This window comes from Novosphingobium sp., assembly GCF_036820275.1.
Classification (GTDB): domain Bacteria; phylum Pseudomonadota; class Alphaproteobacteria; order Sphingomonadales; family Sphingomonadaceae; genus Novosphingobium.
Genome location: NZ_DAISLT010000002.1, coordinates 228,133 through 252,193, shown reverse-complemented (window position 1 = coordinate 252,193; position 24,061 = coordinate 228,133). Strand labels below are relative to the sequence as shown.

The 24,061-nt window shown below is 66.3% G+C and carries 25 protein-coding genes; 11 read left to right on the top strand and 14 right to left on the bottom strand.

What is annotated here, in order from left to right; genetic code table 11:
- Nucleotides 1–161: 161 nt before the first annotated feature.
- Nucleotides 162–1,697, top strand: a complete 1,536-nt coding sequence (locus V7066_RS02590; protein WP_334181677.1) for a catalase — start codon at nucleotides 162–164, stop codon at nucleotides 1,695–1,697.
- A 260-nt stretch (nucleotides 1,698–1,957) separates the two neighbouring features.
- The gene (locus V7066_RS02585) at nucleotides 1,958–2,482 is read left to right on the top strand and encodes a DUF2239 family protein (RefSeq protein ID WP_334181676.1); all 525 of its coding nucleotides are present in this window, start codon (nucleotides 1,958–1,960) and stop codon (nucleotides 2,480–2,482) included.
- Between the two features lie 58 nt (nucleotides 2,483–2,540).
- Here V7066_RS02585 and V7066_RS02580 read toward each other — a convergent pair whose 3' ends face one another.
- Nucleotides 2,541–3,800 (bottom strand): aspartate kinase, encoded by a 1,260-nt coding sequence (locus V7066_RS02580; protein ID WP_442947292.1) that lies wholly within the window; start codon nucleotides 3,798–3,800, stop codon nucleotides 2,541–2,543.
- Nucleotides 3,801–3,883: 83 nt separating this feature from the next.
- Between V7066_RS02580 and ubiG the strand changes: the two genes are divergently transcribed.
- On the top strand, nucleotides 3,884–4,636 hold the full coding sequence (gene ubiG / locus V7066_RS02575; RefSeq protein WP_334181675.1) for a bifunctional 2-polyprenyl-6-hydroxyphenol methylase/3-demethylubiquinol 3-O-methyltransferase UbiG: 753 nt from the start codon (nucleotides 3,884–3,886) through the stop codon (nucleotides 4,634–4,636).
- A 163-nt stretch (nucleotides 4,637–4,799) separates the two neighbouring features.
- Here ubiG and V7066_RS02570 read toward each other — a convergent pair whose 3' ends face one another.
- Genes V7066_RS02570 through V7066_RS02555 form a run of 4 tightly spaced genes read right to left on the bottom strand, consistent with a single transcriptional unit; the run spans nucleotide 4,800 to nucleotide 6,561 of the window.
- Nucleotides 4,800–5,315, bottom strand: a complete 516-nt coding sequence (locus tag V7066_RS02570) for an ATP-binding protein (protein WP_334181674.1) — start codon at nucleotides 5,313–5,315, stop codon at nucleotides 4,800–4,802.
- Nucleotides 5,312–5,878: a nicotinamide riboside transporter PnuC gene (gene pnuC, locus V7066_RS02565; RefSeq protein WP_334181673.1), complete on the bottom strand. Its 567-nt coding sequence runs from the start codon at nucleotides 5,876–5,878 to the stop codon at nucleotides 5,312–5,314. Before pnuC ends, V7066_RS02570 begins: the two co-directional genes overlap by 4 nt.
- Nucleotides 5,879–5,902: 24 nt before the next feature.
- Nucleotides 5,903–6,250: an arsenate reductase gene (locus tag V7066_RS02560; protein WP_334181672.1), complete on the bottom strand. Its 348-nt coding sequence runs from the start codon at nucleotides 6,248–6,250 to the stop codon at nucleotides 5,903–5,905.
- Nucleotides 6,247–6,561: an antibiotic biosynthesis monooxygenase family protein gene (locus V7066_RS02555; protein ID WP_147219627.1), complete on the bottom strand. Its 315-nt coding sequence runs from the start codon at nucleotides 6,559–6,561 to the stop codon at nucleotides 6,247–6,249. The genes V7066_RS02560 and V7066_RS02555 overlap by 4 nt, the downstream gene beginning before the upstream one ends.
- 95 nt (nucleotides 6,562–6,656) lie before the next feature.
- Between V7066_RS02555 and aroC the strand changes: the two genes are divergently transcribed.
- Nucleotides 6,657–7,724: a chorismate synthase gene (aroC, locus tag V7066_RS02550; RefSeq protein ID WP_334181671.1), complete on the top strand. Its 1,068-nt coding sequence runs from the start codon at nucleotides 6,657–6,659 to the stop codon at nucleotides 7,722–7,724.
- A 26-nt stretch (nucleotides 7,725–7,750) separates the two neighbouring features.
- Here the strand turns inward: aroC and V7066_RS02545 are convergent, their stop codons facing one another.
- The 4 genes from V7066_RS02545 to V7066_RS02530 all read right to left on the bottom strand — a co-directional run bounded on the left by V7066_RS02545 (nucleotide 7,751) and on the right by V7066_RS02530 (nucleotide 10,992).
- Complete coding sequence (locus V7066_RS02545) at nucleotides 7,751–8,311, bottom strand: sugar O-acetyltransferase (RefSeq protein WP_334181670.1); 561 nt, start codon at nucleotides 8,309–8,311, stop codon at nucleotides 7,751–7,753.
- A gap of 7 nt (nucleotides 8,312–8,318) precedes the next feature.
- On the bottom strand, nucleotides 8,319–8,897 hold the full coding sequence (locus V7066_RS02540; RefSeq protein WP_334181669.1) for a Smr/MutS family protein: 579 nt from the start codon (nucleotides 8,895–8,897) through the stop codon (nucleotides 8,319–8,321).
- 1 nt (nucleotide 8,898) lies between these two features.
- A complete protein-coding gene (mltA, locus tag V7066_RS02535; protein ID WP_442947291.1) occupies nucleotides 8,899–10,158 on the bottom strand; it encodes a murein transglycosylase A in 1,260 nt (419 codons plus the stop codon).
- Nucleotides 10,159–10,293: 135 nt separating this feature from the next.
- On the bottom strand, nucleotides 10,294–10,992 hold the full coding sequence (locus tag V7066_RS02530) for a Tim44/TimA family putative adaptor protein (protein ID WP_334181667.1): 699 nt from the start codon (nucleotides 10,990–10,992) through the stop codon (nucleotides 10,294–10,296).
- A 418-nt stretch (nucleotides 10,993–11,410) separates the two neighbouring features.
- Between V7066_RS02530 and secB the strand changes: the two genes are divergently transcribed.
- From secB to V7066_RS02505, 5 genes are all read left to right on the top strand, one after another.
- Entirely contained in the window at nucleotides 11,411–11,923 is a 513-nt protein-coding gene (gene secB, locus V7066_RS02525) for a protein-export chaperone SecB (protein WP_334181666.1), read from the top strand.
- A gap of 153 nt (nucleotides 11,924–12,076) precedes the next feature.
- Entirely contained in the window at nucleotides 12,077–13,648 is a 1,572-nt protein-coding gene (murJ, locus tag V7066_RS02520) for a murein biosynthesis integral membrane protein MurJ (RefSeq protein ID WP_334181665.1), read from the top strand.
- A gap of 194 nt (nucleotides 13,649–13,842) precedes the next feature.
- Complete coding sequence (trpS, locus tag V7066_RS02515; RefSeq protein WP_334181664.1) at nucleotides 13,843–14,874, top strand: tryptophan--tRNA ligase; 1,032 nt, start codon at nucleotides 13,843–13,845, stop codon at nucleotides 14,872–14,874.
- Nucleotides 14,875–15,128: 254 nt separating this feature from the next.
- Nucleotides 15,129–15,827, top strand: a complete 699-nt coding sequence (locus V7066_RS02510) for a DUF4136 domain-containing protein (RefSeq protein WP_334181663.1) — start codon at nucleotides 15,129–15,131, stop codon at nucleotides 15,825–15,827.
- A gap of 171 nt (nucleotides 15,828–15,998) precedes the next feature.
- Nucleotides 15,999–16,166 carry a hypothetical protein gene (locus V7066_RS02505; RefSeq protein ID WP_334181662.1) on the top strand — a complete coding sequence of 56 codons (168 nt, stop codon included), beginning with the start codon at nucleotides 15,999–16,001 and terminating at the stop codon, nucleotides 16,164–16,166.
- Between the two features lie 194 nt (nucleotides 16,167–16,360).
- Here V7066_RS02505 and dut read toward each other — a convergent pair whose 3' ends face one another.
- The 5 genes from dut to V7066_RS02480 form a co-directional block, all read right to left on the bottom strand.
- On the bottom strand, nucleotides 16,361–16,831 hold the full coding sequence (gene dut, locus V7066_RS02500; RefSeq protein WP_334181661.1) for a dUTP diphosphatase: 471 nt from the start codon (nucleotides 16,829–16,831) through the stop codon (nucleotides 16,361–16,363).
- Complete coding sequence (locus tag V7066_RS02495) at nucleotides 16,815–18,293, bottom strand: bifunctional phosphopantothenoylcysteine decarboxylase/phosphopantothenate synthase (protein ID WP_334181660.1); 1,479 nt, start codon at nucleotides 18,291–18,293, stop codon at nucleotides 16,815–16,817. The genes dut and V7066_RS02495 overlap by 17 nt, the downstream gene beginning before the upstream one ends.
- A gap of 269 nt (nucleotides 18,294–18,562) precedes the next feature.
- Nucleotides 18,563–20,116 carry a 2-polyprenylphenol 6-hydroxylase gene (gene ubiB, locus V7066_RS02490; RefSeq protein WP_334181659.1) on the bottom strand — a complete coding sequence of 518 codons (1,554 nt, stop codon included), beginning with the start codon at nucleotides 20,114–20,116 and terminating at the stop codon, nucleotides 18,563–18,565.
- A gap of 10 nt (nucleotides 20,117–20,126) precedes the next feature.
- A complete protein-coding gene (locus V7066_RS02485) occupies nucleotides 20,127–20,858 on the bottom strand; it encodes a class I SAM-dependent methyltransferase (RefSeq protein WP_334181658.1) in 732 nt (243 codons plus the stop codon).
- Between the two features lie 51 nt (nucleotides 20,859–20,909).
- Nucleotides 20,910–21,824, bottom strand: coding sequence for a DMT family transporter (locus V7066_RS02480; protein ID WP_334181657.1), 915 nt, complete (start codon nucleotides 21,822–21,824; stop codon nucleotides 20,910–20,912).
- 258 nt (nucleotides 21,825–22,082) lie between these two features.
- Between V7066_RS02480 and mutM the strand changes: the two genes are divergently transcribed.
- Both mutM and rpsT read left to right on the top strand, forming a co-directional pair.
- On the top strand, nucleotides 22,083–22,895 hold the full coding sequence (gene mutM / locus V7066_RS02475) for a bifunctional DNA-formamidopyrimidine glycosylase/DNA-(apurinic or apyrimidinic site) lyase (protein WP_334181656.1): 813 nt from the start codon (nucleotides 22,083–22,085) through the stop codon (nucleotides 22,893–22,895).
- Nucleotides 22,896–23,099: 204 nt separating this feature from the next.
- Nucleotides 23,100–23,363, top strand: a complete 264-nt coding sequence (rpsT, locus tag V7066_RS02470; protein ID WP_147221613.1) for a 30S ribosomal protein S20 — start codon at nucleotides 23,100–23,102, stop codon at nucleotides 23,361–23,363.
- The last annotated feature ends 698 nt before the right edge of the window (nucleotides 23,364–24,061 follow it).

Genomic DNA, 24,061 nt, shown 5'->3' with positions numbered 1-24,061 from the left:
CGCACAAGCGCCGCCGCCATCGGCCCTGTTCCCACTAACTAATCGCCTGATCCGATCACACTTACATCTTCGTATAGTTTCACCGATCGCTTTCCTCCGGCTAAGCCTTTCGCATAGCCGAGGAAATCGGCTCCGATACCGAAGAGACAAGGAGTGAGACCATGACCGAGACCCCACCCAGCGGCGGCAAGTGCCCCTTCGCCCACGGCGAGACCTCGCTCACTCCGACCCCGCTCACGACTGCGTTCGGCGCGCCGGTCGTCGACGCTTCCAACTCGCTGACCGCCGGTCCGCGCGGCCCGCTGCTGATGCAGGACGTCTGGCTTCTGGAGAAGCTGGCCAACCTCAACCGCGAAGTGATCCCCGAGCGCCGTATGCACGCCAAGGGCTCCGGCGCCTTCGGCACTTTCACCGTCACCGGTGACGTCTCGAAGTACACCCGCGCCCGGTTCCTCGGCGAAGCGGGCAAGCAGACCGAGATCTTCGCCCGCTTCACCACGGTGGCAGGCGAGCGCGGCGCCGCCGACGCCGAGCGCGACATTCGCGGCTTCGCGGTGAAGTTCTACACCGAGGAAGGCAACTGGGACATGGTCGGCAACAACACGCCGGTCTTCTTCGTGCGCGATCCCCGCCACTTCGCCGACCTCAACAAGGCGGTGAAGCGCGATCCGCGCACCAACATGCGCAGCGCCACCAACAACTGGGACTTCTGGACCCTGCTGCCCGAAGCCTTCCACCAGGTCACCTACGTCATGGGCGACCGCGGCATTCCCAAGTCCTATCGCCACATGGACGGCTTCTCCAGCCATACCTACTCGTTCTACAACGAGGCGGGCGAGCGCTTCTGGGTGAAGTTCCACTTCAAGACCCAGCAGGGCCACGCCCACCTGACCGACGCCGAAGCCGCCGCCGTCGTGGCCGGTGACCGCGAATCGCACCAGCGCGACCTCTACGACGCCATCGAGCGCGGCGATTTCCCGAAGTGGAAGGTCATGGTCCAGATCATGGCCGAGGAAGAAGCGGCGACTTGCGGCTTCCACCCGTTCGACCTCACCAAGGTCTGGTCGCAGAAGACCTACCCGCTGATCGAGGTCGGCGTGATGGAACTGAACCGCAACCCGGAGAACTTCTTCGCGGACGTCGAGCAGAGCGCCTTCTCGCCCTCGAACCTCGTCCCCGGCATCGGCGTCTCGCCCGACAAGATGCTCCAGGCGCGCCTCTTCGCCTATTCGGACGCCCAGCGTTACCGCCTCGGCGTCAACCACCACCAGATCCCGGTCAACGCCGCGCGCTGCCCGGTCTTCAACAACCACCGCGACGGCCAGGGCCGCGTCGACGGCAACTACGGCGGACTGCCGCACTATCACCCGAACTCGTTCGGCCAATGGCAGGGCCAGCCGGAATTCCGCGAACCGCCGATGAAGATCGACGGCAATGCGGACTTCTGGAACTTCCGCGAGGACGACCACGACTACTACAGCCAGCCGCGCGCCCTGTTCGAACTGTTCGACGCCGACCAAAAGCAGCGCCTGTTCGACAACACCGCCCGCGCCATGGGCGACGCGCCGGACTTCATCAAGCAGCGGCACATCGACAACTGCACCCGCTGCCACCCGGCCTACGGCGAAGGCGTGGCCAAGGCACTGGGCATGAGCGTGAACCCCGCGCTCTCGCCGGAACCCGAAACCGCCGACTGACCTTCCGGCCGTCGCTCCCCTCCCCCCTCTCGCGACGGCCTCGATCCCGCCCCCTTGCCCCCGAGGGGGCGGGATCTTTCTTTTGAAGAACAAGAGAAGTCCTGGGGCCCTTCGATAAACTCAGGAGATCCCCCAGACCCTCGGAATGTCGAGGTTGCGCGCGGTCCCTGCTCCGATTTCCTTGAGACATTTTTACCCGGGTAATTTGACTTGTGTTCCATTTTAATTTATCCGGGTAAAAATATTCTCAGGACCAACCGATGACCCAGACCTGCACCGCCTTCCTCGGCATGACCCGCATCGCGCGCGGCACCCCGGATGAACTCATCACCGCCTTGCGGAGCCGCGCGGACGGCGTTCTCGTATTCGACGATGCGGATGGCAGGGCCGTCGATCTCGACTGGCACGGTGTGTCCTCGCTGCCTCAGGACGAAGCACCTCGGCGCCGGGGCCGACCGAAACTGGGCGTCACCGCCCGCGAAGTGACGCTGCTGCCGCGCCAATGGGATTGGCTCGCCCGGCAACCGGGCGGCGCCTCGCAGGTGCTGCGCCGTCTGATAGACGAAGCGCGCAAGGCCGACGGCGGCCGCATGGCACGGCGCACGGCGCAGGAGCGCGCCTATCGCGTTCTATCTGCGCTGGGCGGCGACTTGCCCGGCTTCGAGGAAGCCTCGCGCCTGCTCTTCGCAGACAGGCTGGCTGAACTAGCCGAGGCCTTGGCCTCCTGGCCCACCGACATCAGGGACCATGTCCTCGAACTCGTAGAGCCGCGCGCCGAGGACTGATACGAAAAAGGCGGCGCTTACCGCGCCGCCTTCCCGTAATTCACGCTATCACGCCCGATCAGGCGGCAGCGTCGAGTCCGTAAGCCGTGTGCAGCACGCGCACCGCCAGTTCGGTCTCGTCGGTGTCGATCAGGACCGAAACCTTGATCTCGCTCGTCGAGATGGCGATGATGTTGATGCCGCGATCGGCCAGGGTCTTGAACATGGTCGAAGCGACACCGGCGTGGCTGCGCATGCCGACGCCGACGACGCTGATCTTCGCGACATTGCTGTCGGCGATCATGCGGTAGTAGCCGATCGCTTCCTTGCGCTCTTCCAGCAGCGCCTGCGCGCGGACGAGGTCGGCCTGCGGCACCGTGAAGGTGACGTCGGTCTCGCCTTTGTCCTTGGCGACGTTCTGGATGATCATGTCGACGTTGATGTTCGATTCCGCGAGCGGCGCAAAGATCGCGGCCACTGCGCCCGGACGGTCCGGCACGCGGGTAAGGGTAACCTTGGCTTCGTTCTTGTCGGCGGCGATGCCGGTGATCAGCTGGCGTTCCATATCGCTTCCTTCGAGTTCTTCATCGCTCACGATCATCGTGCCGGGCAGGGTGTCTGCGGCCGGGGCGTTCTCGTCGATGAACGACGACAGCACCTGGACGCGCACGTTTTCCTTCATCGCCAGCGAGACCGAGCGGGTCTGCAGGACCTTCGAACCGACCGAGGCCAGTTCGAGCATTTCTTCATAGGTCACCAGCGGCAGCTTGCGCGCCTTGGCGACGATGCGCGGGTCGGTAGTGTAGACGCCATCGACATCGGTGTAGATGTCGCAGCGGTCGGCCTTGACCGCCGCCGCCACGGCCACCGCCGAGGTGTCCGAACCGCCGCGTCCCAGCGTGGTGATGCGGTTGTCGGGCGAAACGCCCTGGAAACCGGGGATCACCGCGATTTCACCGGCGGCCATCGAAGCCAGCAGGGCCTCCGAATCGAAGTCCTCGATACGGGCCTTGGCATGGGCGTCGTCGGTCTTGATCGGCAGCTGCCAGCCGAGCCACGACCGCGCCTTGCAGCCCATCGCCTGAAGCGTGAGCGCCAGAAGGCCCGAAGTGACCTGCTCGCCGGAGGCGACGACCACGTCATATTCCGCCGGATCGTAGAGGGCATTGGCTTCGCGGCAGAAGTTCACGAGGCGGTCGGTCTCGCCGGCCATGGCCGATACGACGACCGCGACTTCGTGGCCCGCTTCCTGCTGGCGTTTGACAATGCCCGCCACGCGCCGGATTCGCTCGGTTCCGGCCATGGAAGTGCCGCCGAATTTCATCACGATACGTGCCAAGGTGCCACTGCTCCCCGTCGGTTGTTGCGCAAAGAAGAGATGCGCGTGTGGATAAGAGTTGGGCGCGCTGTTAGGGGGGAGCGATGGACAATGCAACTGCTTCGAACACGCCTTCTCGCGCAACAATCGATCCGAAAGAGGCTGCTCACTTCGGTGCACTGGCAGCGGAATGGTGGGATCCCAAGGGTTCCTCGGCCATGCTGCACAAGCTGAACCCGGTGCGCCTCGGCTTTATCCGCGCCGAGATCGACCGGCATTTCTCCACCGACTCGCGCATGTTGCGCCCACTTGCGGGCAGGCGCGCGCTCGACGCGGGTTGCGGCGCCGGCCTGCTCTGCGAACCCCTCGCCCGCCTCGGCGCAGCCGTGACCGGCGTGGACGCGGCGGCGGAAAACATCGCTGCGGCTTCCGCCCATGCCGAGGCGATGGGCCTCGCCATCGACTACCGCCACGGCGAACTCGGGCAGCTTGGCCTGTCCGGCTTCGACCTCGTCTGCTCGCTGGAAGTGATCGAGCACGTCACCGACAAGGCGCTGTTCATCGGCCAGCTTGCCGAAACGCTCGCCGACGGCGGGCTGATGCTCCTCTCCTGTCCCAACCGCACCCCGGCCTCGCGCCTGCTGCTGGTCGAAGCCGCCGAACGCCTCGGCAAAGTGCCGCGCGGCACGCACGACTGGAACGCCTTCGCCACACCCGACGAACTGCGCGATCTCGCGGATGGCGCGGGGCTGGTGCTGGGCGAACCCAAGGGCATCGCCTGGTCGCCCATGGCGGGGCTGCACCTTTCGGACGACCTTTCGCTGAACTTCATCGCGACGGCTACTAAGAAGAAGTAAGGGATGAGGCAGGGGTTAACACCCCTGCACCCCATTACTGTCGATGTCGCGCGCCACCGATCCGTCTGCGCACCCCTTGCGCCGGGAGACATATTGGCTGCGCCGCAAGGAGTGCGCTACCGATAGGTAGGGTGCTACGTAGACATTCCGAGGGACCGGGGGATCATCCCCCGGGACTTCCTCTTTTTCCTAAACTCTCAATCACCGCCCGAACCTGCGCCTCACGCTCCTCCCAAGAACCACCGACCCGCGAAAACGGCACTCCCGCCCGCACCAGCATGTCCTCAGCCAGAGCGGCAAAGCGCGCGCGCCTTTCGTCCGTTCCGAAGAACCGCGTACCGTCCTCCCGCCAGGGAACGTCGGGTGCAAAGAGCAGGTAGTGGTCTGCCTTGGGGTAGTTCAGCAGCACGTCCGGCACTTCGCCGAACAGCATCTGCGCCCAGGCGGCGGTCATAAGCTGGTCGGTATCGAGGAGCAGTATCGGCGGACGCGCCGCCATGGCCTTGCGGTTCTCCTCGGCTTGGCCCTCGGCAATCGCGAGCAGGTCCGCCATCGTCAGGTCGGTACCGTGTTCCTCGCAGTAGGTCCGACCGTACTCCGGCACCCAGGGATAGCCCAGCCGCTCCGCCAGCACCGACTTTCCGGTGCTTTCCGCGCCGTGGAGGCAGACGGTGATCACGCCTCCTGCGCCTTCTCCGCGGCGATCCATTCGCGCAGGCCGAGCACCGACATCGCCAGCAGCACCACGTAGAGCGCGGCGGTCGGCCACAATTCCTTGTAGAGATAGACCCCGATCGAGGCCGCATCGATCGCGATCCACAGAACCCAGTTCTCGATCCGGCGGAAGCCGAGCAGGATCTGTGCGGCGATGCTGGCCCCGGCGATGGCGGAGTCTGCGTAAGGCAGCGAGGCGTCGGTGAACTTGTGCATCACCCAGCCGAGATTGAGCGCCAGCGCCGCCGTGCCCATCAGCCAGAGCAGCCTTGCGAAATTGCCGAGCCGCCGCACCGGCACCCGGCTTTCCCCGCCGCCCGCGCGCACCCAGAGCGCCCAGCCCCAGACTTGCGCGGCGAAGAAGAACACTTGCAGCCCGGCCTCGCCGTAGAGCTTCGCCTCGCGGAACACGACGAAGTAGAGCGCCACCATCGCCATGCCGAACGGATAGTTCCACACGCTGCGCCGCACCAGAAGCGCGATATTGGCGAGGCCCAGGCCCGCCGCCACCCATTCCACCGTGTTCATGTGCCCCCGTTCATCCGCTTTCGGTCAGCCGAGCGCGGCTTCCCATTCCGGCTCCTTGAAGCCGACCAGCAGGCCGCCCGGATATTCGACGACCGGCCGCTTGATGCAGCTTGGGTTGGCCGCCATGATCGCCACCGCCTTGGCAGGGTCGATATCGGCCTTGTCCTCGTCCGGCAGCTTCTTGAAGGTTGTCCCGGCGTGGTTGAGCACTTTCTCCCAACCGGCCTGCGCCACCCACTTTTCGAGTCGCTCGGCCTCGGCGCCTTCCTTCTTGTAGTCGTGGAAGGTGTAATCGCTGCCACGCGCTTCCAGCCACTTACGCGCCTTCTTCACGGTGTCGCAGTTGGGGATGCCGTAGAATTCAAGGCTCACGATTCGGTTTCCCTTTCGAAGTGACGCACACGCGGCTCGTTGCAGGCGAAGGCGGTGTAGCTCTGGTAGTAGTGCTCGCGCCCCTTGGCCTGAACTTCGGCATGGGCGGCGACGCGGCGCCATGCAAGGGCCGCGGCCTCGTCCTGCCACTCGGACAGCGCGATCACTTCGCCATCCTCGCTGGTGTAGCTCTTGAAGGAGAGGAAGCCGGGCTGCGCGCGGGCGAGCGCATCCATGGCCTCGGCATCGGCGGAGTAGGCGGCCGCATCGATGTCGGCGCGCTTGCGATTGCGGAAGACTACCAGGAACATAGCCGCGCTCATGGGCCTTCGCGGATCGTTCCGCAAGCATGTGACTCGCACCCCCATGCTGGACAATCCGAAGATTGCGCGCCAAGGCGCGGGGCATGAGCGTGAACACTTTCGGCCGCCTTCTGCGATTCACCACCTGGGGCGAGAGCCATGGCCCTGCCATCGGCGCCGTTGTCGACGGGTGCCCGCCGGGCCTCGCCATCGATGAGAGCGTGATCCAGCCCTTCCTCGACGCGCGCCGCCCCGGCCAGTCGAAGTTCACCACCCAGCGGCAGGAGCCGGACCAGGTCCGCATCCTCTCGGGCGTGTTCGAAGGCAAAACGACCGGCACGCCGATCAGCCTGATGATCGAGAACGTGGACCAGCGCTCGAAGGACTACTCGGACGTCGCCAAGGCCTATCGTCCCGGTCATGCCGACTATGCCTATGACGCCAAGTACGGCTTCCGCGACTATCGCGGCGGCGGGCGCAGCTCGGCGCGCGAGACTGCCAGCCGCGTGGCGGCAGGCGGCGTGGCGCGGCTGGTGATCCCGGAAGCGACGATCCTGGCCTATGTCTCCGAGATCGGCGGCGACGCCATCGACATGGCAAACTTCGATCCGGCCGAGATCGGCAACAACCCGTTCTTCTGCCCCGACGCCGAAGCGGCGAAGCGCTGGGAGAAGATCGTCGACGAGGCACGCCTGGCCGGTTCCTCGGTCGGCGCGGTGGTCGAATGCGTGGCGACCGGCGTTCCCGCCGGTTGGGGCGCACCGCTCTACGGCAAGCTCGACGCCGATCTGGCCGCCGCGATGATGGGCATCAACGCGGTGAAGGGCGTGGAAATCGGCGACGGTTTCGCCGCCGCGCGCCTGACCGGCGAGCAGAACGCCGATCCGATGCACCCGGGTGCGAATGGCCCCGAATTCAGCGCCAACCACGCGGGCGGCATCGCCGGCGGCATCTCGACCGGACAGCCGGTGCTGGTGCGCGTGGCGTTCAAGCCGACCAGCTCGATCCTCACACCGCAGCCCACGATCAACCGCGAAGGCGAGGCGACCGAGCTGTTCACCAAGGGCCGCCACGACCCCTGCGTCGGCATTCGCGGCGTGCCGGTGGTGGAAGCGATGATGGCGCTGGTGCTGGCCGACCACAAGCTGCTGCACCGCGGCCAATGCGGCTGATCCGGTCCTGATTCTCGCTGCGGGGATCAGTCCAGAAGGCTGCGCACCCGTGCCGGATTGCCGACCACCGTGGCGCCTTCCGGCACATCGCGCGTGACGACGCTTCCCGCGCCGATCACTGCATGGTCGCCGACCGTGACACCGGGCAGGACGATGGCACCGCCGCCGATCCAGACATTGCGCCCGATCCGGATCGGGCGTCCCCATTCGCGACCCGTCGCGCGCTCGGCGGGATCGCGCGGGTGGTCGGCGGTGAGTATCTGCACGCCGGGGCCGATCTGAGTGCCGTCACCGATCACGACTTCCACCACATCGAGCACGACGCAGTTGAAGTTCAGGAACACGCCGCTGCCCAGGCTGATGTTGAACCCGTAGTCGCAATGGAACGGCGGCCGGATCACGCAATTCGCACCGACCGCGCCGAAACGCTCGCGTAGCAAAGCCTCGCGCTCCGCTGGAGGGAGCGGTCCGGCGTGGTTGAAACGGTGCATCCATTCCGCTGCCGCCTGCTGGTCCGCGGCAATCTCCGGATCGCTGGCATGATAAGGCTCGCCCGCGAGCATCTTCTGCTTTTCCGAGCGTGCCATGCCTGTCCTACCTTCGCTTTTTGAGAACCACGTAGATCGCACCCTGACCGCCGTGGCGGCGATGCGCGCCGCGAATCGCGACGATGTCATGCGCATGATCGCTGGCGCCCAGCCAGTCGGTGATCTTGGCGCGGATGGCGCCGCGCGCGGTGCCCCGGTCCATCGCGTCGACCGGCCGGGGTTTGCCCGTCACGATCAGCACCACGCGCGCGCCCATGGCCTTGGCCTGGGTAAGACCGTGCATCAGCCGCACATAGGCCTGGTCGAGGTTCGAGCCGTGGAGGTCGAGGCTGAAATCAGGCGCCAGCGTGCCCTTGGAAATGCGCTTTTCCCAAGACCCGTCGAGATGGAGCGGCGCATCCGCTTTCGGCTTGGCTGCCACCGGCTTGGGCGGAAGCGGCGCCGGTATGCGGCCCGTCACTTTCTTCGGCGGCGAGACCGGCGCCGAAACGACCGCCTTGGGGGCCGTGACCAATGCAGCGGCCTGTACGGCGGCACGGCGCTTTTCGAGCGGCGTCACCGTACGGGCGACTTGCGCCCACACTTCGGCTTCCTCCGCCGTCAGTCGCCGCCCCGGTCGCCGCATCCTATCTTACACCGAGGCGCGCGAGCGTGCCCTTGGGCACCAGGATCAGCGCCTCGCCCCGGCCGCTCATGCCGCCTGCGGTGTGCCGCGCCTGCTCGCCCGAGCCCCAGAAGGTGTCGAAGCGGTTGGCGCCCTTGATCGCGCCGCCGGTATCCTGCGCCACCCACAGCCCGGTCGCCTCGCGCCGGTCGAGGCGCAGCCAGACCGGCGCGCCCAGCGGCACGAAGCGCGGATCCGCCGCGACCGAGGCATGGGCACGCACCGGCACGCCCAGCGCGCCGAGCGGGCCGTCGCCCTTGAGTTCCTTGAAGAAGACCCACGACTTGTTCTCACGCATCAGCGCGGCGCCGTCGTTGGGATTGTCGTGGATGTACTGGATGATGCCCTGCATCGAGCCGGAATACTGTCCCCGTCCCGGACCGACGAGGCCGCGATCGCGCATGACCCCGCCGATGCCGGTATAGGGCAAGCCGTTCTGCCCGGCATAGCCGATCCGCATCACGCTGCCGTCCGGCGCACGCAAGCGGCCCGAACCCTGCACCTGCAGGAAGAAGAACTCGATCGGATCGGCGACCCAGGCGATCTCCAGCCCCTTGCCGGAGAGCACGCCCTGCTCGATCGCGGCGCGGTCGTAATAGGGCACGAAGACCCCGCTCACGTCGTAGCGTCCGAGCGGCATGCGTCCGCTGGACGTCGCTGGGGCATCGCCCGGCTTCGCGCGCACGAGGTCGTCCGGCATGGAATAGACCGGAACCGCATAGCCCGGCACCGGCAGACGGGACCCGGCGATTTCCGGTTCGTAGTAGCCGGTGGCGAAGCCTTGGCCGTTACCGATGCGCGCGGTCTCGAAATAGGTGGCGAAGAACTGCGCGGCGGGCTTGCCGCTCCAGCTTGCGGCGGCGGCGCAGGCCGCGCGCCAGTCTGCGGGACGGGTGAGGCCGCTGGCGTCGGTCCGCACGGTGACACGCGGGCAGCTTTCACGGAACGAGGCAAGCGCGGCAGCGGCATCGCTACCGCCAAGCGGGAGCGAGGAAACCGCGGGTCCGGCCTTCACCCCCGCCGCGACGGCGCTGGTCGACTGGGGCTGGGCCGGCTGCGTGGGCTGCGGCCTTTGCACAGGTGGCCGTGCCGGTGGGCGCGAAGGCCCCTTGGGCCCGGGCACGACCTGCACGCAGGCCGCCAGCAGACCCGGCAGAATGAAAGCGGACAATCGGCGCCATGGAAAGCGCCATGGCGAACACCGGCCCTGACGCCGCGACATGCTTGCTCCCCGCAAGATCGATCTCCGAAAGTCTGTAACGCCGGTAACAGCGCCAATAACAACGAGGCCGGACCTTTCGGCCCGGCCTGTCGACCCTTGTGGGATCATGGGTGCGAAATCAACCGCGCGGAGCGGTCAACCGGCGTCGGTTTCGTCGAGCAGCCAGTCGGGACCGGACGAGTTGAGCTGACGGCTGAAGGTCCAGACATCCACCGCCTCGATCGCATCGTTCAGCGAACCGGCGATCACATGGCCTTCGGCATCGCGCGTGACCGCAGCGATATCCGAACGGAAACGCAGGGTGATGCGGGCGTAGCCGTTTTCGGCGCCGGCCGAGACGATCGCCACGTCCTCGATGCGGATGAGGCGGTTGTCCATGGTTTCACCCGCCGCGACGCGGGCGTCGATGGCAGCCGCGAAGCTGTCGTAGACGTCGCCATCGCAAAGCGCGCGAAGCTCCGCCTTGTCGCCCTTCCAGAACGATTCCAGAATCAGGCGATAGGCACTGCGCGCACCTTCGAGGAAGGCATAGGCGTCGAAACGACGATCCGCGCTGGAGATTTCGGCGAGACCGCGCTCGACCGAGGGCGGCGCCAGCGGCATTTCGCGCAGGCGCTGGGGCTGACCGACACGGCCGCGCTCGTCGCTCTTTGCTTCAGCCTTGGCATCTGCCTTGGGAGCGGGGACGCGCGGCGCACCGGGTTGGCCCTGGCGGCCTTCGAAGCGCCCTTGGATCGGCTCTTCCTCATGCTCGGCACGGCGGCCGAGTACCGAATAGAGCCGCAGGCCGAGGAAGGCTGCGATCATGGCCAGGATCACGATTTCCGGTGTCACGTTCCTTTGTCCATCCTTGTGTTGGACGCTTCAGGGGCACGGGTGGAGCGTTTTCGCCATCCGCCCGAAGGCGCCATCATAGACCCAGATAGGTACGGTTTTCAAATGAACAACGCGTGAGCGCCGATTACCGCGTTTTATCCGGTGTTTTTCGGCCGATATCCGCAGCCGGATTTCCGCCTTGAAACCAGCAACGCTTCACATGCCGGGCTGTTCCGCCTGCGTCATCCGGTGCCAAACGGCCGCGACGAATCACCTGGACCGGATCCTTCGCTTGCCGGGATGCGCGCCGTTTTCGAACAATTTACGGTTGCTAGGGAGTTCCACAGGCCCGCAAAATGCTTTAGGCGCGCGGCCAGACTTTCCATGCGCAAGTCCCGATCGGGGGCATCCGCGTGTTTTAACGGGAACGAAGCAAATGGCCGACGAAGGCAACGTCATCTCCGACCTCAACCTCGGCAACGGCGAGGATTCCGCGCCGGCCGCCGGCATCATCTCGCAGTACGTGAAGGATCTCTCGGTCGAGAATCCGAACGCGCCGCAGAGCTTCTCGTGGCAGGACCAGCCGCAAATCGAAGTGCAGTTCAACATCGGCGCCCGCCAGATCGACGGCGAAGTGCATGAAGTCGAACTGAAGATCACTTGCGCCTCGAAGGCGGCGGAAGGCACTGCGTTCGCTGTCGAACTCGCCTACGGCGCGCTCGTCGGCATGCGCAACCTCGACGAAGGCCAGGCTCACGCCTTCCTCTACGCCGAAGCCCCGCGCATCCTGTTCCCCTTCGCCCGCCGCGTCGTGGCCGATGCCGTGCGCGATGCCGGCTTCCCGCCGCTGATGCTGGAACCGATCGACTTCAACGGTCTCTACATCCAGCAGCTTCAGGCGCAGCAGCAGGCCGACGCCACCCAGGGCGAGCCGGTCGGCCACGCCTGAACACTCGCCAGAAGACCTGCGTGAACCGCGTATGACGCGCGTTCCGGCACTCTCGGCCCACGCCTCCCATCCGGAGGCGTGGGCCGTTGGCTTATCTGGCCACCTCCTTTCGAAGCAGCATGCCATGACGGCGATCATCGGGAACTTGCGGGCATGAACCTTACCAAGGCGCTGGCCAGCGTCGGCGGCCTCACTCTTGCCAGCCGCGTGCTCGGCCTGGTCCGCGACAGCCTCTTCGCCCGCTTCGTCGGCGCCGGTTTCGCCTCGGACGCCTTCCTGATCGCCTTCCGCCTGCCGAACATGTTCCGCGCGCTCTTCGCGGAAGGGGCTTTCGCCTCGGCCTTCATCCCGATGTTCAACCAGAAGGTGGCCGACAAGGACGGACCGGGCCTTCCGGCGGGCATCACGTTCGCGGAGCAGGCCTTGGCCGTGCTCCTGCCGATCCTGATCGCCATGACGGTGGTGCTGGAAGTCTTCGCGTGGCCGGTGACCTTCCTGCTTTCGGGCAAGTTCAACGGCGTCAGCCACGAACAGTTCGCCTATGCCGTGCAATTGAGCCGGATCACGATCCCCTATCTGGCGCTCATCAGCCTCGTCTCTTTGCTGGGCGGCATCCTCAACTCGCTCAACAAGTTCTGGGTCAATGCCGCCGCGCCGATCCTGCTCAACCTCACGCTGATCGTGGCGCTGCTCGGCTTCCATTCGAGCGACGCGCTGGTGACGGCGCGCAACCAGGCCATCGGCGTCTCGATCTCGGGCGCGCTCCAGCTGCTCTGGCTCATGTGGGCCTGCCGTGCCAACGGCGTCTCGATGCGCCTGCGCATGCCGGTGTGGAATGCGGACGTGAAGCAGCTGATGAAGCTGATCCTTCCCGCCGCCGCCGGAGCCGGGGCCGTGCAGATCAACCTCGTGATCTCGACCGCCCTCGCCGCCTCGCTGCTGGCGCACGGCTCGGTGACCTATATCTACATGGCCGACCGCCTGAACCAGCTTCCGCTCGGACTGATCGGCATCGGCCTCGGCACGGTGCTGCTGCCGACGATCTCGCGCCAGCTCGGCGGCGGCGAGCACGCCGCGGCGATGGACACGCAGAACCGCGGCATGGAACTCGCCCTGCTGCTGACCCTGCCCGCCTCGGTCGCGCTGATCGTCTGCGGCCAGCCGATCGCCGCCGCGCTGTTCGGCTACGGCAAGTTCGACGCGGGCGACGTCGCCCGCACCGCCGAGGCGCTCGCCGCCTTTTCGATCGGCCTGCCCAGCTACATCCTCGTCAAAGTGCTGACCCCCGGCTTCTACGCCCGACAGGACACGAAGACGCCGGTGCGCTACGCGATGATCTCGATGGCGGTGAACCTGATCGGCAACCTCGCGCTGATCGTGCCGCTCCAGCACATGGGGCCTCCGCTGGCGACCGCCATCGCCTCCTCGGTCAATGTCGCCATGCTCTACTGGACCCTGGTGAAGCGCGGCCATTTCCAGGCCGATGCGCGTCTCAAGCGTCGCGCACCGCGCCTGGCGCTGGCCGCCGTGGCGATGGGTGTGGTGCTGTGGCTCGGTCAGGACCTGCTGACGCCCTACCTCCACGGCACCTGGCTGGTGCGCGGACTGGCCCTCGCCGGGCTCGTCTCGGCGGGAGGCGTGGTCTACGGCGCGGCGACGTTGGTGACCGGCGCCTTCACCCGTGCCGACCTCGCCCTGCTGCGCCGCCGCCGCGCCGCGTCCTGAGGCTTCCATCCCTATGCGTTTGTGGTATGAGCCCAGCCATGCAGGACCTTTCGCTCCCGAAGTCTGCCTTTCCTCGCCGCACCTGGCGATGGCGGAACGCCGCGCGCACGCCGCGCTGACCGCACCTGCATCCGCGCCTCTCGGGGCGCCGCCTCCACACTTCTGACAACTCACAACTCGCGAAGGACGCATCCATGCGTATCGTCTCCGGCATTCAGCCTACCGGCAACCTGCATCTCGGCAACTATCTCGGTGCGATCCGCAATTGGGTGAAGATGCAGGACGACGTCGCCGCCGAGGGCGGTGACAGTCTCTATTTCCTCGCCGACCTCCACGCGATCTCGATGCCGCACGATCCGGCGACGCTCTCCGCCAACACGCGCGAGATGGTGGCCGCTCTGGTCGCCTGCGGCGTCGATCCCGACCGCTCGATCCTGTTCAACCAGACCCAGGTGCCCCAGCACGCCGAACTGCAATGGCTGCTCAACGGCACCGCACGCATGGGCTGGCTGAACCGCATGACCCAATGGAAGGACAAGGCGGGCAAGAACCGCGAAGGCGCCTCGGTGGCGCTGTTCACCTACCCGGTGCTCCAGGCCGCCGACGTGCTGCTGTACCAGGCCACCCACGTTCCCGTGGGCGAGGACCAGAAGCAGCACCTCGAACTCGCCCGCGACATCGCGCAGAAGTTCAACAACGACTTCGCGCCCAAGAACGAGAACGGCGAAGAAACCCCGATCTTCACCCTGCCCGAGCCGATCATCCCGCCCGAAGCGGCCCGCATCATGAGCCTGCGCGACGGTTCCTCGAAGATGAGCAAGTCCGACCCCTCGGACATGGCGCGCATCAACCTCACCGACGATGCCGACACGATCATGCAAAAGGTCAAGAAGGCCAAGACCGACCCCGAACCGCTGCCTTCGGAGAAGGAAGGCCTCGAAGGCCGCGCCGAGGCGCGCAACCTCGTGGGCATTTACGCGGTGATGGCCGGAACCACGGTCGAGGCGGTGCTCTCGGACTTCGGCGGCGAAGGCTTCGGCAAGTTCAAGCCCGCGCTGGGCGAACTGCTGGTGGAGAAGCTGGCGCCGATCAATGCCCGCTTCGTAGACCTGCGCGGCGACCGCGACTCGCTCGACGCCATCCTGCGCAAGGGCTCGGAAAAGGCCCGCGCGCTGGCCGTGCCGACGCTGGAAAAGGCTTACGAGGCGCTCGGCCTGGTTCGCTGACGCAGGGAAAAATTCGTAGCGGAAAGTGTGCCTGGGGAACTGGTCAAGACCCAGGCGGCTTCCTACATCAGAATCCTGATCTCAAGCCGTGACTTACGGCTGAATGGCGCCAAGGTTCGCGAATCGTTTCGCCGCCGCCCTGCCTCCATTCAACCGCTATTCAGGGCATTGATATTAAGGCAGAGTCGCAAAGGAATCACAGGCCACGCTTGGGAAGGGCGTTTCGGGCCTGTCAGGTTCGTGGAGTGAAACCGATGACAGATTATCCCGGAACCCATCGCGGAAAGCTGAGGCTCGTTGCCGCAGCCGCCCTGCTGATGGCCCTCGCCGCCTGCGCAACGCCCTTCAAGGCCAACGTTTCGCGCTTCCAGTCGCAGCTTCCGGCACCGTCCGGCCAGACCGTCGCCGTCGTCGCCGACGATCCCAAGCTTGCTGGCGGCCTCGAATTCGCCACTTACGCCCGGCTGGTGAGCGATCATCTCCAGAAGGTCGGCTATACCCCGGTCGACAATCCCGCGCAGGCCACCCTGATCGCCCACTTCGACTACGGCGTCGACAGCGGCCGCGAGCGCGTTCGCTCGACGCCCGGCATGGGCGGCTACTGGGGCCCGTGGTATGGCGGCGGCTGGGGCGGCCGTGGTTTCTACGGTCGCGGCTTCGGCCGTGGCTGGGGCGGCGGCGGTTGGGGCTGGGGTGGCCCGTGGCGCTATGGCTGGTATGATCCGTTCTTCGACGGCGGCGTGGATTCCTACACCGTCTACACCAGCGGCATCACCCTGAAGATCGACCGCGCGGCCGACAACCAGCGCCTGTTCGAAGGCAAGGCCGAAGCCGTTTCGACCTCGAACCACCTCCAGTACCTCGTTCCGAACCTCGTCGAATCGATGTTCACGAATTTCCCGGGGAACTCGGGCGAGACGGTGCGCATTACGGTCGCGCCTGAAAAGAAGTAGTTACAAAAACGAGACGACTGGCTCCCCCTGTAAAGAGGGAGGCACCGAGGGGCGGGTCCGCTGAAATATGCGGGCCCGTCCTTTCTTTTTGCCGTTCCGACCCGTATCGCGGGCGCTCCGGTTGACCCCGGCCAACCGCACGGGGAATGCTCGCCGCCAATGAACACTTTCATGGCCATCCTGTCACAGCTCTTCTGGGGCGTGACCGTGGGCGCGCTTTCCGCAGCCTTTTCAACGCTCGCCAAAGGGCTGGCGGCGATCGTCGGGATTGGCGGCGTGGGCTGGTATTCGCTCAAGCGGCGGCGGGAGCGGCGTGGGCGAATCGGGCGGAAGGATTGAAGGTCAAAGGGAAGCAGCAGGGGTTAACACCCCTGCACCCCATTACCGTCCAGGTTACGCGGGCCAACGCCGTTGCGCACCCACGGATGCGTCGGGAGACTTATTGGCTGCGCCGCAAGGAGCGCGCGACGGATAGGCCGCGCGCGAGGTAGACATTCCGAGGGTCTGGGGGATCATCCCCCAGGACTTCCCCCTTAACTCCCCAAAGCAACAACCCCGCCGGTAGACCCGAACCCGCCCTCACCGCGCTCGGTCGATTCCAGTTCGTCCACGGTCAGCCAGGCCGCCCGCGTCACCGGTGCCAGCACGAGCTGCGCCACGCGGTCGCCGCGCAGGATCTCGAAGGGCTTGGCGCCGTGGTTGATGAGGATCACCTTCAACTCGCCGCGATAGTCGGAATCGATCGTGCCCGGCGCGTTGGGCACCGAAATCCCGTGCTTGAGCGCGAGGCCCGAGCGCGGGCGGACCTGGATCTCGAAGCCCGGCGGAATCGCCATGGCGAGGCCGGTGGCGACCGCGTGACGCGCGCCCGGTGCCAGAGTCACGTCCTCGGCCGAGACCACGTCCATGCCGGCAGCCCCGTCGGTGGCGTAGGCGGGAAGGTCCAGGCCTTCGCCGTGGGGCAGGATCTTGACGGGAACGGGGACATCAACGGGGGAGTGCATCTGCGAACCTTTCGACGAGGGCGCGCGCGACGTCCTCCTTGGGCATTTCCGGAAGACTGATCACATCGTCCGCGCGCACGATGTGGACCGCATTGACGTCCCCGCCCATCACATCGCCCGACACGTCGTTGGCAATGATCCAGTCGGCGCCCTTGCGTTTGCGCTTTTCGGTGGCGTAGCGGATGACATCCTGCGTCTCGGCGGCAAAGCCGATCACCAGCGGCGGGCGGTTCGGCCCGGTCGCGAGGGTGGCGAGGATGTCGGGATTTTCGGTGAGCAGCAGCGCCGGGGGGGCCGAGCCGCGCTTCTTGAGCTTCTGGTCGGCGGCCTGGGCGACGCGCCAGTCGGCGACGGCGGCGACCATCACCGCGATATCGGCGGGCAGCGCCTGCCGGACCGCCTCGGCCATCTGCAGGGCGCTTTCCACGTCGATGCGATCGACGCCCGGCGGGGTCGGCAGGTGGACCGGCCCGGACACGAGCGTCACCCGCGCCCCGGCCTCGGCGGCGGCGGCGGCAATTGCGAAGCCCTGCTTTCCGGACGAGCGGTTGGCGATGTAGCGCACCGGATCGATCGGCTCCCAGGTCGGCCCGGCGGTGATGAGAACATGGCGGCCGGAGAGCGGCCCCTCGAACGCCTCGCGCAGGGGGTGAAGCGAATCGGGATCGGTCGCGGGGGCGCTGCGCGCTTCGCCCTTGCGGGCGGCGAGCGCAGCTTCCTCCGGCGTGAAGCCGAGATCTTCGTGGCTGAAGGAAGCGTCGCAGAAGGTGATCGCCTGCCTGCTCTTGCTGCGCCCTTGCGAGACCATGCCGCCGGTCAGGCCGCCAAGGTCGATATCGCCGGAATCACGATGTTCGGATTCGTCGAAACGCGCGGATGCGAAAGGATCGCTCCCCGGCAGCGGCGCCACTTCCACCGGCCCGAGGCCAAGCGCCCAGGCAATGCGCTGCCAGATCGCCAGCGGATCGGGCAGGCGGCCGGGGCCGTACTCGCCGCAGGCCATCGTGCCTTCGTCCGGCTCCATCACGTCCACGCCCGCGTCGCGCAGGGTCTGGACGTTGCGGGTGGTGGCGGCGTGTTGCCACATGCGCACGTTCATCGCCGGGACCGCCATGACCGGCTTGTCGGTGGCGAGCAGCATCGTCGTCGCCAGATCGTCGGCGATGCCTGCGGCCATCTTGGCCATGAGGTCCGCCGTCGCCGGGCAGACGACCACGAGATCGGCCTCGCGACTGAGCTGGATATGCCCCATCTCGGCCTCGTTCTTGAGGTCCCAGAGCGTGGTGTAGACCGGCTTTTCAGACAGCGCCGCCAGCGCCATCGGCGTGACGAAATGCGATCCGCCCTCAGTCAGGACGCAAGTGACTTCGCCGCCTTCCTTGCGGATCTGCCGGACGAGTTCACAGGACTTGTAGGCCGCGATGCCGCCGCCGACGACCAGAAGAATGCGTGGTCCACTCATGGTGCGGGCTTGTGCAACAGCGGAACGGCGCACGCAATCTGTTTGCATGTGCCGGGCGGGGATAGCACCTGCGAAATCAGCGCATCGTGAGCATCCCCCACCCCACTCAGGCTGAGCCTGTCAAAGCCCGCTCAGCCTGCGCCCAACACTCCGCTCATCCTGAGCTTGTCGAAGGATGGCGTGCAAGGCGCCTCGCCGCCGGGGGCTTCGACAGGCTCAGCCTGAGCGGGGTGGTGTGTCAGTTGGAGAAACGCACCCTATAGGCGCCGTTATCCGAGCAATGTCCAGTAAGCCACGCCCCAGGCCACGGCACCGCCGATCAAGGCGGCCAGACCATGCCCGATCCACTGGCTGGGCTCGGGTCGGCGCGGGAAGATCAGATCGACTTCCGGCAGTGGCGCCTGTTCGGGCGCGCCGCCCTTGGGCGGGAACTTTTCCTCGATCCGCCGCACCAGCGCGGGCAGGCGCAGCAGGGTGCCGAGATCCTCGCGCAGGCGGTCGGCGATAACCGCCTCGGGGCCGAGTTCGTCGCGCAGCCAGCTTTTCACGAAGGGCGCGGAAACGTCCCACATGTTGATGTCGGGATCGAGCGCGGTCGCCAGCCCCTCGACCATGACCATGGTCTTCTGGAGCAGCAGCAGGTGCGGCTGGACCTGCATGTCGAAATCGCGGGTGATCGCGAAGAGCCCGTCGAGCATCTGGCCGACCGAAAGCTCGGACACCGGCTTGCCGCGCATCGGCTCGCCCACGGCCCGCAGCGCGGTCGCGAACTCTTCCACCGTGTGGTAGCTCGGAACGTACTGCGCCTCGAAGTGGATCTCGGCGACGCGGCGATAGTTGCCGGTGGTGAGGCCGTAGAGGATCTCCGCCAGCCAGAGCCGTGCCTGCCGGTTGATCCGCCCCATGATGCCGAAATCGATGGCGACGATCGTGCCGTCCGCCTCCACGAACAGGTTGCCCTGGTGCATGTCGGCATGGAAGAAGCCGCTGGAGATCGCCTGGGTGAGGAACGTCAGCACCAGCTTGTGCGCCAGCTTGGGCAGGTCATGCCCGGCCGCGCGCAGCCCGGCGATGTCGCTCATCTTGGTCGCGCCGATCCACTCGATCGTCAGCACCTGACCGTTGGTGCGGTCCCAATCGATGTGCGGCACGCGGTAGCCGTGAATGCCCTTCATCGCGTCGGACAGTTCGGAGGCCGAGGCCGCCTCGCGCCGAAGGTCCAACTCGCGCAGGGTCCAGCGCTTGAGATTGGCGACGACCGCGCGCGGGCGCAGGCGCGAAGCCTCGCCGCCCAGCGCTTCGAGGTGGGCCGCGGCCCACTCGTAAGTCTCCACGTCGCGCGCGAACTGCTCGCGAATACCTGGGCGCTGCACCTTGACCGCAACCGTTTGGCCGTCCGGCGTGACCGCCTTGTGGACTTGCGCGATCGAGGCCGCACCCACCGGGTTCTCGTCGATCGAGGCGAAGATCTGCTCCAGCGGGCGGCCGAAGCTACCTTCGATCACCTTGCGGATTTCGGAAAAGGCCACCGGCGCCAGACTGTCCTGCAAGGTCAGCAGATTGCGTGCGGGGCCTTCGCCGACCAGGTCCGGCCGGGTCGCAAGGGCCTGGCCGAGCTTGATCGCCGCCGGGCCGATTTCCTGGAAGGCACCGGCATAGTCCGGCTCGACCGGCTGGCGCGCGCCGAAGCGGGCGATCCGGCACAGGCGCTTGACCTGCGCCGGGGCGTTGCGGTCGTTCTCGATGCCGCGCAGCGCCCCATGGCGCGCGAGGACACGGCCCCATTTCAGGAGCCGCAGGATATGCGTGGTAGATCCGGTCACGGTGTAGTTCTCAGACCTTCCAGCCCGAGTGGATCGCGACGAGGCCGCCCATGATCGGCTCGACCTTGGTGTGCTTGAAGCCGGCTGCGCGGATCATCTTCTCGAATTCCGGCATCGGCGGGAAGCGGCGGATCGATTCGATCAGGTAGCGGTACGATTCGGCGTCACCGGCGATGGCCTGACCGATCTTCGGCACCAAGTGGTGCGAATAGGCATCGTAGACTTCCTTGAAGCCCGGCCATTCGGTGGTCGAGAACTCAAGGCAGAAGAAGCGTCCGCCGAACTTGAGCACGCGGTGCGCCTCGGCCAGGGCCTTGTCGATATGGGTGACGTTGCGGATGCCGAAAGCGATCGTGTAGGCGTCGAAGAACCGATCCCCGAACGAGAGCACTTCGGCGTTCTGGCGCGACCAGACGAGGCCATCGATGCCCTGCTCCATCGCCCGCTCGATGCCGACGTCCAGCATGTCCTGATTGATGTCCGACACGGTGATCGAGGCGCCCTGCGCCGCCATGCGGAAAGCGATGTCGCCGGTGCCGCCTGCCATGTCGAGGATCTGCTCGCCCTCGCGCGGCTTCACGCGGCGGACGAACTTGTCCTTCCAGAGCCGGTGCATGCCCACGGACATGGCATCGTTCATCACGTCGTACTTGCGTGCAACGCTGGAGAAGACGGCGCCGACGCGCCCTTCCTTCTCCTCGGGGCTGACCTCTTCGTAGCCGAAGGAAACCGTTTCGCTCATGGCGCAGTCCTCTAGCCTCCCGGCCGCGCCTGCGCCAGTCCGCTGATCCGGTTATTTTGCTCCCCGCGCGCCCTGGCTCACGGCGAATGCGGAAAGCACGATCCCACCCAGAATCAGCGCCATGCCCACGAGATGATAGCCTTGCAGCCGCTCGCCCAGCAACAACGCCGACAGCAGCGCCCCGAACAGCGGCATCAGCGTGATCGCCTGCCCCGCCCGCGCGGCGCCCAGTTCGCCCGTCGCCCGGTTGTAGATGAAATAGGCGACCACCGAAGGAAGCACTCCGACATAAGCGAAAGCGCCAAGGACCTGCGGGCTCCAGACGACCACCTGCCCCTGCGCCGCCTCCATGGCCGCCAGCGGCGCCATCGCCAGCGCGCCAATGGTGAAGGTCAGGAGAAGCAGGCTCGCGGCCGAGATCGGCGGCCGCTTGCGGAGAAACACCGTGTAGAGCGACCAGGCCGCGACCGCACAGAACACCAGCCCGTCGCCGGGTCCGAACTGCAACTGCATCAGCGCCGCCGGATCGCCCCGGAACACGATGGCGACAACGCCGAGCGTCGAAACCAGAACCCCGAGCACATGCATCCGTCCCGGCCGTCCCCCGAAAACGGCGAAATCCAGCGTCATGACTGCCGCCGGGATGGCCGCCTGCAGCAACAGCGCATTGGCGGCCGTCGTATAGTGCAGCCCCTTGTAGAGAAAGCCGTTGAAGCAGACGATCCCGAGGAAGCCCAGCGCCAGCACCCAGCGCCACCCGGCCATGGCCTCCGCCCGCTCCCTCCAGAGCTGCCGCGCGGCGAAAGGCAGCAGGACCAGCACCGCGATCACCCAACGCCCGAGCGCCAGCGTGAACGGCGGAATGTCGTCACGCACCGCTCGACCGGTGATCGAATTGCCGGCCCAGAACAGCATGACCAGACCCAGCATCAGAAAGGCGCGCGTGTGTGAGCGGTTGGTTTCCATGTGCTTCGATTGCTTCGGAAGGGGAGGGAAGGAAAGGAGAAATGCAGGGGGATCACCCCCCTGCACCCTGATACTGTCGGCGCCGCGCCCTGCACTATAGGTTGGCGCTCCCCTTGCGTCGGGAGACAAACCGGCTGCGCCGCAAGGAGCGCCCAACAGATAGGTCGTGCTCAACGCCGACATTCCGAGGGTCCGGGGGATCATCCCCCGGGTCTTCCCCTTTTTCTTCTCCTCCCGCCCCCCTATCTCCCTTCCACGATGCCAGAACTCCCCGAAGTAGAAACCACCGTCCGCGGCCTCGCCCGCTACCTGGAGGGCGAGCGGATCGCCCGCGTCACCCTGAACCGGCCGGACTTGCGCCGCCCGTTCCCGCCCGATCTCGTGCAGGTCCTCACCGGCGCGCGGGTCACGACGATGGGCCGCCGCGCCAAGTACGGTCTCGTCCATACCGACCGCGACCAGACGATGGTGTTCCACCTCGGCATGTCCGGGCGCTGGCGGATCGAGCCGGAGAAGCCCGAGAAGCACGACCATCTCGTGATCGAAACCGGCGCGGGCCATGTTCTCGCGCTCAACGATGCCCGGCGCTTCGGATCGGTCGATCTCGTGCCGACGGCCACGCTCGATTCGTGGGGCGCGTTCGCCACGCTGGGGCCAGAGCCGCTGGGCGAAGGACTGACCCCGGCCCATCTCAAGGCGGCGTTCGCGGGCCGAATCGCACCGATCAAGCAGATGCTGCTGGACCAGTCGGTGGTGGCGGGGCTCGGCAATATCTACGTCTGCGAGGCGCTGTTCCGTTCAGGCATCCGGCCGGACAAGGAAGCCGGGCTGGTGAGCCTGCCCGCCTTGCGCAAGCTGGTCCCGGCGATCCGCGAGGTGCTGTCCGAATCGATCGCGGCGGGCGGCTCGACGATCCGCGATTACGCCCAGCCCAACGGGGAACTGGGCTATTTCGCTACCGCCTGGCAGGTCTATGGGCGAGAGGGGCAGGACTGCACCTGCGGGGCGCCTGTAAGGCGATTCGTACAAGGTGGGCGGAGCACGTTCTGGTGCTCCCGCTGCCAGAGGTAGCGGGTAAGCCCGCGCGGGGCTTGAGCGTCGCCGCTCTGGGGCCGAAAACCCAGAAATAGGCGGTTTCATGCGCCTCTGCCGGGTTGACGAAACAGCCCTGCACCGTTAAGGGGCGCGCTTTCCGGCGAGTCCGCTCGCCTAGAGATTCGATCAGGCAATTGGGCCGCCATCACCGCTGTGGGGGGGCCAGACAGAGGAAATTCGATGGCCAATACGCCGCAAGCCCGCAAGCGCATCCGCCGTAACGAGCGCCGCGCGGAGATCAATACGAACCGCATCAGCCGCATCCGCACCTTCCTCAAGAAGGTCGAGACCGCGATTGCCGGTGGTGACAAGGGCGCCGCTTCGGCCGCTCTTAAGGAAGCCCAGCCCGAGCTGGCCCGCGGCGTGGCTCGCGGCGTGCTTCACAAGAACACCGCTTCGCGCAAGCTGTCGCGCCTCACCAAGCGCGTTTCCGCGCTCGGCTGATTACCCGGCAGACGCGCCTTCGGGCGCGTCCGACCGTACGGCAGTGGCCCGCGTTGCCACCTGAACCCTTGCCCCGAGCGGCGAGATTTCAGGTGGCAACGCGGGCCGCGCCCGTTTGGGCTTTGGAAAAGCCGCCGCCGAGGGATAGTCCTCTGCTCCGGCCTGTGCTTTTCCGCCCTTCCCCTGCGCCCCCAACCCTTCGAAGCGTCCTCCGGCGTCGTAGTGCCTCGACCGAGAGGCGCAGGTGCCGAATCGGTAAGCCGATTCGCCAACGGACATGGCTCGAAGGAACCGAATCGCGGCGCCGATTCGCCCGAAGGCGAATCTCTCGACCCAAGTCGAAAGCCGATTCGCTTTTCCGGAACCCTCGAATGAGTACGGAAGGGGAACGCAATCCCGCATCCTTCCCGGCCTGCCGGGACAGTACACGCGGCTGACTTCGGCACGCTCCGGGCAAACTCGCGGAAATGTTGCGATTCGCATGCAGGCGTGAAACGCCGACCTTCCAAAACATTGAATTTAAACAATTAAATTCGATCATGACGGAAATTGGGCACTCAAGGCGAGTCAACAGCCATAATTTTTTTTATTTGGGGAGGATCGTCTTGCACCGCGGTCAAACCCGTTCCTAAAAGAAGTCCACAGGCCGTGCGGAACCGGCCCGGGGAACATCGACAGCTACGAAGAACCTGCTGCAA